Annotated in this window: 8 protein-coding genes; 6 read left to right on the top strand and 2 right to left on the bottom strand. The window is 71.1% G+C overall.

Annotated elements, in window-relative coordinates:
- A partial coding sequence (locus VFZ39_RS06730; protein ID WP_330864964.1) for a DEAD/DEAH box helicase family protein occupies nt 1-1,332 on the bottom strand: 1,332 nt, incomplete at its 3' end.
- 147 nt (nt 1,333-1,479) lie between these two features.
- Here VFZ39_RS06730 and VFZ39_RS06725 point away from each other — a divergent pair.
- The 4 genes from VFZ39_RS06725 to VFZ39_RS06710 are packed head-to-tail and all read left to right on the top strand — an operon-like array spanning nt 1,480 to nt 5,677.
- The gene (locus VFZ39_RS06725; RefSeq protein WP_330864963.1) at nt 1,480-4,287 is read left to right on the top strand and encodes an ATP-binding protein; all 2,808 of its coding nucleotides are present in this window, start codon (nt 1,480-1,482) and stop codon (nt 4,285-4,287) included.
- Nucleotides 4,287-4,715, top strand: a complete 429-nt coding sequence (locus VFZ39_RS06720; RefSeq protein WP_330864962.1) for a roadblock/LC7 domain-containing protein — start codon at nt 4,287-4,289, stop codon at nt 4,713-4,715. The genes VFZ39_RS06725 and VFZ39_RS06720 overlap by 1 nt, the downstream gene beginning before the upstream one ends.
- 10 nt (nt 4,716-4,725) lie before the next feature.
- A complete protein-coding gene (locus tag VFZ39_RS06715) occupies nt 4,726-5,103 on the top strand; it encodes a DUF742 domain-containing protein (protein ID WP_330864961.1) in 378 nt (125 codons plus the stop codon).
- Nucleotides 5,104-5,134: 31 nt separating this feature from the next.
- Entirely contained in the window at nt 5,135-5,677 is a 543-nt protein-coding gene (locus tag VFZ39_RS06710) for a GTP-binding protein (RefSeq protein WP_414690267.1), read from the top strand.
- 13 nt (nt 5,678-5,690) lie between these two features.
- On the opposite strand, the gene VFZ39_RS06705 is transcribed toward VFZ39_RS06710, so the two are convergent.
- The gene (locus tag VFZ39_RS06705; protein WP_330864959.1) at nt 5,691-6,824 is read right to left on the bottom strand and encodes a Kelch repeat-containing protein; all 1,134 of its coding nucleotides are present in this window, start codon (nt 6,822-6,824) and stop codon (nt 5,691-5,693) included.
- A gap of 55 nt (nt 6,825-6,879) precedes the next feature.
- Between VFZ39_RS06705 and VFZ39_RS06700 the strand changes: the two genes are divergently transcribed.
- Both VFZ39_RS06700 and mmuM read left to right on the top strand, forming a co-directional pair.
- Nucleotides 6,880-8,148, top strand: a complete 1,269-nt coding sequence (locus VFZ39_RS06700) for a phospholipase D-like domain-containing protein (protein ID WP_330864958.1) — start codon at nt 6,880-6,882, stop codon at nt 8,146-8,148.
- On the top strand, nt 8,145-9,050 hold the full coding sequence (gene mmuM, locus VFZ39_RS06695) for a homocysteine S-methyltransferase (RefSeq protein ID WP_330864957.1): 906 nt from the start codon (nt 8,145-8,147) through the stop codon (nt 9,048-9,050). The genes VFZ39_RS06700 and mmuM overlap by 4 nt, the downstream gene beginning before the upstream one ends.
- The last annotated feature ends 306 nt before the right edge of the window (nt 9,051-9,356 follow it).

The following is a 9,356-nucleotide window of genomic DNA, read 5'->3' as shown; positions in this document are numbered from 1 at the left end:
GATCAGGTCGTCGATCTGGCCCTTCGTGGACTTCACGACCACCTCGGGGTCGACGAGGCCGGTCGGCCGGATGATCTGCTCGACGGTGTCACCGCCGACCTTGTCGAGCTCGTAGTCGCCCGGCGTCGCCGAGAGGTAGATCGTCTGACCGATCCGGTCGAGGAACTCCTCCCACCGCAGCGGCCGGTTGTCCATCGCGCTGGGCAGCCGGAAGCCGTGGTCGACCAGGTTGCGCTTGCGGGACATGTCGCCCTCGTACATGCCGCCGATCTGGGGCACGGCGACGTGCGACTCGTCGACGACGAGGAGGAAGTCCTCCGGGAAGTAGTCGAGCAGGCAGTTCGGGGCCGAGCCGCGGGTGCGGCCGTCGATGTGCATCGAGTAGTTCTCGATGCCGGAGCACGACCCGACCTGACGCATCATCTCGATGTCGTACGTCGTGCGCATCCGCAGCCGCTGTGCCTCGAGCAGCTTGCCCTGCCGCTCGAAGGTCTCGAGCCGGTCGGCCAGCTCGGCCTCGATGCCGGCGATCGCACGCTCCATCCGCTGCGGTCCGGCGACGTAGTGGGTCGCGGGGAAGACGTAGAGCTCCTGGTCCTCGGTGAGCACCTCCCCGGTCACCGGGTGCAGCGTCATCAGCCGCTCGATCTCGTCGCCGAAGAACTCCACCCGGACCGCCATCTCCTCGTAGACCGGGAAGATCTCGAGGGTGTCGCCGCGCACCCGGAAGGTGCCGCGCGTGAACGTCAGGTCGTTGCGGGTGTACTGGATCTCGACCAGTCGCCGGAGCACGGAGTCGCGGTCGTGCTCCTCCCCCACCCGCAGCCGCAGCATGCGGTCGACGTACTCCTGCGGCGTGCCCAAGCCGTAGATGCACGACACGGTCGACACCACGATCACGTCGCGCCGGGTGAGCAGCGAGTTGGTGGCGGAGTGACGCAGCCGCTCCACCTCCTCGTTGATGGAGGAGTCCTTCTCGATGTAGGTGTCGGTCTGCGGGACGTACGCCTCGGGCTGGTAGTAGTCGTAGTACGAGACGAAGTACTCGATCGCGTTCTCCGGGAAGAGCTGCCGCAGCTCGTTGGCGAACTGCGCCGCCAGCGTCTTGTTGGGCTGCATCACCAGGATCGGGCGCTGCAGCTGCTCGGCCACCCAGGCGACGGTCGCGGTCTTGCCGGTCCCGGTCGCGCCGAGCAGCACGACGTCCTGCACCCCGCCCTGGATCCGCGCGGTGATCTCCTTGATCGCCGCCGGCTGGTCGCCGGAGGGCCGGTAGTCGGACATCACGGTGAAAGGCGCTACGCTGCGCTCGAGATCGGTCACTGGCCGCATGCCCCGAGCCTACGTCCGGGGACCGACAAGGGTTTTCGCCAGTTCTCGGGACGACTACGCTGCGACTCCTTACGCTGGGTTCCGGAGCATCGGCGAACCCCCATCCGCGCCGACGGCTCGACCCCCCGAGCAGAAGACCGAGGCACGATGAGCGAGACGCTTGATTCCGGCGTGGAGCGCACCCATCGCGTGACCGATGTTGCCGAGTGGCCGGTACGCCGCAAGGTGGCGCTGGTCCTGGCCGTGCCCCTGCTCCTGGCCGCCGTCCTGGGTGGGCTGCGCGTGCAGTCCGCCCTGTCCGAGTCGTCGGACGCGACCGCGACCGCGAGCCAGGTGACGGTGCTGGGGCCTTCCGTCGCCTACCTGTCGGCCGCCGAGGACGCGGCGATGGTGTTCCGCGAGACCGAGGACAAGGCCCAGCGCGAAGCCGCGCTGAGGGCTGTCAACGAGGCTGCCGCGGATCTCGAGACCGCCTGGGCCTCTGCCGACCTCTCCGAAGCCGAGCGCGAGCAGGTCCGGGCGCTGCTGACCAGCACTCAAGGACTGCGCGACGGCTCGTCGTACTCCCTGGTCTCGACGGCGGTGAACGCGCTCACGAAGCTCGAGGCCGACGTGACGCTCGGCATCGCCGAGATGACCGACACCGGCTCGCGCACCGAGTCTCAGATCGGGCTGGTCGGACAGCTCAACGAAGGCCGGCTGGCCGTCACGCAGCAGCAGCTGCTGGTGCTGCCGAAGCCCGAGCTGATCCCCAAGAACGAGCTCTTCGGCTACCTCGGCGTCGAGTCCGCCGCGATCAGCAACCTCGAGCTGCAGCTCCCCGGCAACGAGGACGTCGGGCTGCTGCGCGAGTACAACGCCAGCAACGCCGGCCTCCTCGGCATCGGCACGCCGGACCTCAAGGGCTCCGCGCCGATCCGGCTCTACGACAACCTGACCGCCGACCTGCTCACCCAGATCGAGGACCGGCTGGCCGACGCCGCCTCCGCCTCGCAGCGTGAGGCGATCGTGGTGGCGGTGCTGACCGGGCTCGCCCTGCTGCTCGCGATCGCGCTCGCCCTGGTGGTGTCCCGGTTCCTCGTGGGCCCGATCCAGAAGGTGCGCGACGGTGCCCTCGAGGTGGCGCACGAGCGGCTGCCCGACACGGTGCGTCGGATCCGAGCGGGCCAGCATCCCGGCGAGATCGAGCCGATCGCCGTCACGACCCACGAGGAGATGGGTCAGCTGGCACGGGCCGTGGACGACCTCCACGGCACCGCGGTGCGGCTCGCCCAGGGCGAGGCCGAGCTCCGGTCGCGCGTCGGCGACATGTTCGTCACGCTCTCGCGCCGGAACACGTCTCTCGTCAACCAGCAGCTGCGGCTGATCGAACGCCTCGAGCGCGACGAGGAGGACCCGCAGCGCCTGGAGAGCCTCTTCAAGCTCGACCACCTCGCGTCGCGCATGCGGCGTACGGCGGAGAGCCTCGTGGTGCTCGCCGACGCCCCGACCCAGCACAGCGAGCTGTCCTCGCTGTCGGTGGCCGAGGCGATCCAGGCGGCGACCGCCGGCGTGCAGGACTACCAGCGGGTGCGGCTGGGTCCGGCCCCCGACCTGCGCCTGAACGGAGCCGCGGCACCGGACCTGGTGCACCTGTTCACCGAGCTGGTCGACAACGCGCTGGCGTTCTCGCCGCCGACCTCGGAGGTCACCGTGACCACCGAGACCCCGGCCGGTCTGGTGCTGGTCGAGATCCACGACAAGGGCCTCGGCATCGACCAGGCGTCCCTGGTGGAGCTGAACGAGACCCTGCGCACCGGCGCCGAGGTCACGGCCGACACCGCGCGCCGGATGGGCGTCTTCGTGGTGAGCCGGCTGGCCCGGCGCCACGGCATGACGGTCACCCTGGAGCGCAACGCCGACGGCGGCACCACCGCCAAGGTGTTCATCCCTCGGGCGCTGCTCGCCGCTGCCGGTGCTCCGGCAGCCGAGGGCCCCGCGACCAGCGAGGACTCGGTCGCCCCCGTGTCGGTCCTGGGCGACGCCAATACGTTCCGCCGTCCGGACGCCGAGACCGCGCCTGCGACCCCGGCGGAGCAGCCGGACGAGGTCGTCGCACGCGACCAGGCGCCGACCCGCCCCACCGATCCCGGAGACGCGCTCTCCGCGGTCATCAACGCCAACATCCGGCTCCCCCAGCGGCAGCCCGGCACGGCGGCACAGCCGTCGGAGCTGACGCCGGTGCTGTCGGTGGACACGCCGAGGACGCCGCTGCCGCCCGAACCCGTGAGGGACGAGGAGCTGGTCGACGGGGCCACCGACGACGACGCCGACGAGCAGCAGGCGGAGGAGATCCCCGAGGAGACGGTCGCCGCCGCTGCGGACGACGAGCTCAGCAAGCAGGACGACGAGCGCGAGCCCGTCGCCGAGCCGACCGTGCTCTCGGCGTTCCGTCCGATCTCGATCATCCGGACCCCGGAGCGGGAGCGCGCGACCCCGGTGAACGGGTCGGCCGCGAACGGCACGTCGCCGCACGAGCCGGGGTCCGAGCCTGCCGCTCAGCCGGCGTCGAGCCAGCCGCTGGACACGCTGTCGGCACCGCTGGAGTCGGTCCCCGACACCGGCGAGGACTCCACTCCCCTGTACCGGATGCTGCGCTCGAGCTGGTTTACCGCCAACGGTGAGAGCAAGGGCTGGGACAGCGGCGAGGCCGATCGCGGCTGGGAGGCAGCCGACCGCGCCACGGACACCGCGCCGTCCCGCCTCACACGCTCCGGCCTGCCGGTCCGCGACCCGGGCAACCGGCTCGTGCCCGGTGGTGTCACCACGGCCGCCGGGTCCGTACGCCGTGACCCAGACGCCATCCGCGCCCGGCTCGCCGCCCACGCCGCCGGTGTCGCCCGCGGCCGCCAAGCCACCGGCACTCCTTCCGTGAACGGTTCCACTGTCGAGACCAATGAGGACGTGACCCCCTGATGAGCGAGACCTACTCGACCCCCACCCGTACCGAGCCTCGAGAGCTGGACTGGGTGGTAGGCCGGTTCATCGACGAGGTGCCCGGCACGGCTCACGCGGTCCTGGTGTCCGCGGACGGCCTGCTCACCGCGGCCAGCGCGCAGCTGCCGCCCGACCGCGCCGAGCAGGTGGCGGCCGTCGCCTCCGGACTCGCCAGCCTCGCGGTCGGCGCCTCGCGGTTGTTCGACGGCGGCCCGGTGATGCAGACCGTGGTGGAGATGCAGCGCGGCTACCTGCTCCTCATGAGCGTCGGCGACGGCTCGCACCTCGCCGTGCTCACGCAGGACTCCGCCGACATCGGTCAGATCGGCTACGAGATGGCCCTGCTCGTCGAGCGAGTGGGCCAGATGGTGCAGGCGCAGGCCCGGACCCCGATGTCCGGCCGCTGAGGAGGTCCCCGTGGCACCCACCGACCCGCACCGCCCCGAGCTGGAGGACCACGCTCCCCCGGCTCGGCTGGTGCGCTCCTACACGATCACCTCGGGCCGCACCAAGGCTGAGGTCGACCTCCCGATGGAGGCGACGCTGCGTCGCCAGGGGTTCGACGACGAGCCCGGTGACGGGCCGCGTCAGCGGATCCTGCAGGTCTGCGACGCGCAGTCCGTCGCGGAGGTCGCGGCGCTCGTGAAGATGCCGATCGGCGTGGTCCGGGTACTGCTGGGTGACCTCGTCCAGGAAGGAAAGGTGCGCGTCCAGGCCACCTTGACCGACACGTCGTCGCGTGACGAACGACGTGAGCTGATCGAAAGGACCCTCCGTGGACTCCGCGCACTCTGACGGCACCCGTGCCGTCACCTCGACCAAGATCGTGATCGCCGGCGGCTTCGGTGTCGGCAAGACCACCCTCGTCGGCTCGGTCTCCGAGATCATGCCGCTGCGCACCGAGGCGCTCGTGACCAACGAGTCCGAGGGCGTGGACGACCTGGGTGCGGTGCCGTCCAAGTCGACGACGACGGTCGCGATGGACTTCGGCCGGATCACGCTGGCCCCGGACCTGGTGCTGTACCTGTTCGGCACGCCCGGGCAGAAGCGCTTCTGGTTCATGTGGGACGACCTGTGCGTGGGCGCCATCGGCGCCATCGTGGTGGTCGACACCGACCGGCTTGACGAGGCCTTCTCCCCGCTGGACTACTTCGAGGCCAAGGGGATCCCGTTCATCGTCGCGGTCAACCAGTTCGAGGGCACCCACCAGTACTCCCTGGAGGAGGTCGCCGCCGCGCTGGCGCTGTCGCCGAACGTGCCGCTGATCGCCATCGACGCCCGCGAGCGGGAGTCCGCGAAGCGGGCCCTGGTGCGGATCACCGAGTACGCGCTGGAGCGGTTGACGCGCGACGTCGCGGTGGCGCGCTGACCCGGTCCACCGGTCAGGGTCGCCAGATCCAGGTTTCCGACAGCAGCTCGCCGTCGCGGTCGTCCCACCGCTGGCCGCCGAAGACGACCAACGCGTCGCCGAGGGCGGTCAGCCGCTCGTCGTACGTCGACGGCGTCCGTTCCGGGATCCGGAGCCATCGGTCGTGCTCGGTGTCACGCACCACTCCCTCGGCGTACTCGTAGCTGGCGCTCCCCCACCCGATGACCCCGGCCAGGTCGACCGCCTCGTCCTGGCCCTGGCCGGGAGGCGGATCGGGGAAGCCGCTCCAGGAGTCGGTGCGGAGGTCGAGGACCCCGCCGCCGGTGGACCCGAAGTGCGGGTTCAGCCACGCCTCGTCGCCACTGCGCCACACCTGGTAGCCGGCGCCGGGAGCATCGGGGAGCCGGCTCCATGACCCCTCGCCGAGGTCGTACGCGGCCGCGAGCTTCACCGGCGGGTCCGACGTGATGGACGAGCCGAACACGAGCAGCCGGTCACCGTCGGCCGTCGCCCAGCGGTCGTAGACCCGCGGCAGCGGGTCGTCGGGCAGCTGCTGCCAGCGGTCGGTGTCCGGGTCGTAGAGGTGATCGGGGTGCTCGCCGTTCTCGTCGGAGTCGGCGAGCACCAGCAGCCGGTCACCGACGGGCACGAGGGCGGCGTACGACGGTGCCGGCGACGGCACCGCGCCGAGCTCGGTCCAGCGGTCGGCGTCGACGTCGTACCCCAGCAGCTCCAGGGGGCCGTCGCACGCAGCCGTCCCGCGGCAGCCGGTGAGGACGAAGACGGTGGTGCCGAGGGCGACCGCTCGCGCGTCGTGGAACGCGAACGGCGCCTCTGCGACCGGGCGCCACTCCCCCGTGGTGACGTCCAGCAACGCGCCGTCGCGCAACGGCGGCCGGTCGGGGAACGAGCAGTCGGCGTTCGGGGGACAGAGCCACTCCCAGCCGCCGGCGACCAGAACCCGGTGGTCGACCGCGGTCACGACCGACCCGATCCGCCCGCTCAGTGGGGGGTCCGGCAGCCGCTCCCATCCCGTCCCGGCCGCTGCGCCTCCCTTGCTCACTGGACTCGCGGGCTCACCCGTCGCGCGAGCGCATCCGGACGCGAGCAGCGCCACCACGACGACCGCCATCCAGTACTTCCGCATGGTCCTGGGACGGAACCGGCAGGCGATCGGTTCCGACCGCTGGCAAGATGGCGGCGTGGCTGCGTTGACGACCCCGACCGCGGGGCGGGTGTTCCGAACGGCGCGGCGGGCGGTGCTCGCGCTGCTGGGCGTCCAGTTCGCGCTGGCGATCGGCATGTCCCTGGTCGACTCCTACCGCCGGCGCGGCAAGAAGGCCAAGCCGTTCCCGGTGACCCCGCCGCGCACCGTCGAGGTCGGCGAGGGCGGCGGCGAGGTCACGACGTACACCTATGGCGAACACCTGTACGACGCGATGCTGGCCGCCATCGCCGGCGCCCAGCGCCAGATCCTCTTCGAGACCTACATCTGGAAGGGCGACGAGGTCGGCGAGCAGTTCAAGCAGGCGCTGGCGGACGCCGCCGACCGGGGCGTCGAGGTGTACTGCATCTACGACAGCTTCGCGAACCTGGTGGTGTCGCCGCGGTTCAAGCGGTTCCCGCCGTCGATGAAGGTGCTGCCGTACGGCATCTACAACGCCGGCTGGCGCGTGTTCGACCTGCGCCGCTACGGCCGCGACCACCGCAAGATCCTGGTCGTCGACGACAACGTCGGGTTCGTCGGCGGGTACAACATCGGCACGGCGTACGCCACCGAATGGCGTGACACCCACATCCGGCTGACCGGCCCGGCGGTGTGGGATCTCAAGCGCGCCTTCGCCGACTTCTGGAACCTCAACCGGCGGCGGATCATGGGCCCCAGCAAGCGGCCGCTGCTGCTCGAGACGACCCCTTCCTGGGAGCCGCACATCCGGGTGCACCGCAACGTGCCCAGGCTCTGGATGTTCCCGATCCGCGGGATGTACCTCGAGGCGATCAACCGGGCCGCTCGCAACGTGTGGCTGACCCAGGCCTACTTCCTGCCCGACCAGGACTTCGTCGACGAGATGGTGGCCGCGGCGCAGCGCGGCGTCGACGTCCGGCTGCTGGTCCCGCTGAAGTCCAACCACGTCGTCGCCGACTGGATCTCACGCGGCTACTACGACCAGCTGCTGCGCGGCGGGGTCCGGATCCTCCGGTTCCAGGGGGCGATGGTGCACGCCAAGACCGCCACCGTCGACGGCACGTGGTCGACGGTCGGCACGGCCAACATCGACCGGCTCAGCCTCACCGGCAACTACGAGATCAACGTCGAGATGATCGACGAGGACCTCGCCGCCACGCTGGAGGACGTGTTCGAGACCGACCAGGCGAACTGTCTCGAGCTGACGCTGTCGGAGTGGGAGGCGCGCGACCTGCACCGGCGCTTCACCGAGGGCCTACTGAACCCGCTGCGGCCGCTGCTGTGAGTCCCCCGACTGACGCGGTCGTGCTCGACGGCGGCCTCTCGACACTGCTCGAGGCGCAGGGCGCCGACCTGTCAGGATCGCTCTGGACGGCCCGGCTTCTGGGCGAGGAGCCGCAGCGGATCGCCGACGCGCACCGCACCTACTACCTCGCGGGTGCCCAGGTCGCGACCACAGCCAGTTACCAGAGCAGCGTCGAGGGCCTGGTCGCCGCGGGGTACGACGAGCGGGCGGCCCGCGGACTGATCCGCCTCAGCGTCACGCTCGCCCGCGACGTCCGCGACGCGCTGGCCGAGACTCTGCCCGACACGCGGCCGGGTCTGCTGGTGGCGGCGTCGGTGGGGCCGTACGGCGCCTACCTGGCCGACGGGTCGGAGTATCGAGGCCGGTACGGCGTACCCTCCGCCCGGCTCCGGGACTTCCACGCCCGGCGGCTCGAGCTGCTCGCCGATGCGGAGCCGGACCTGCTCGCCGTCGAGACGATCCCGGACGTCGACGAGGCCGAGGTGCTGGTCGACCTGCTCGACCAGGTCGGAGTCCCTGCGTGGTTCTCCTACTCGGTGCGGGGGGATGCCACCGCAGCGGGGCAGCCGCTGACCGACGGCTACGCGCTGCTCGCCGGCCACGGCTCGCTGGTCGCCGCGGGCGTCAACTGCTCGCTCCAGTCCGACGTGCTGGGCGCGGTCCAGGCAGCGACGGCGGCCACCGGCCTACCCGCGGTCGCCTACCCGAACCGCGGCGGCACCTGGAACGCCACGGCCAAGCGATGGGCCTACGGCGACCCGCCCGACCTGGATCTGGTCCGCACCTGGCTCGACGCCGGCGTCCGGTACGTCGGCGGCTGCTGCGGAACCGGCCCCGACTTCATCGCCGAGCTGGCTGGGTTGACCGCCGAGCGGGCGTGACCCACCCCGCGCGACTCAACCATCCGTGACCCGTCAGTTGTGCAGGTTCCAAACCCACCGAGCCGTCAGGTGTGCAGGTTCCAGACCCACCGAGCCGTCACTTGCGCAGGTTCCAAACCCACCGAGCCGTCACTTGTGCGCGTTCCAGACCCACCGAGCCGTCACTTGTGTGGGTCCCAACACTGCACAAGTGACGGCTCGCGCCCTCCTGAACCTGCCCACGTGACGGCTCGCGCCCTCCTGAACCTGCCCAAGTGACGGCTCGCGCCCTCCTGAACCTGCCCAAGTGACGGCTCGCGCCCTTCT

It is taken from the genome of Nocardioides sp. (assembly GCF_036374615.1).
GTDB lineage: Bacteria > Actinomycetota > Actinomycetes > Propionibacteriales > Nocardioidaceae > Nocardioides.
The sequence above is the reverse complement of the archived record's forward strand: the minus strand, read 5'-3'. Positions and strand labels throughout refer to the sequence as shown.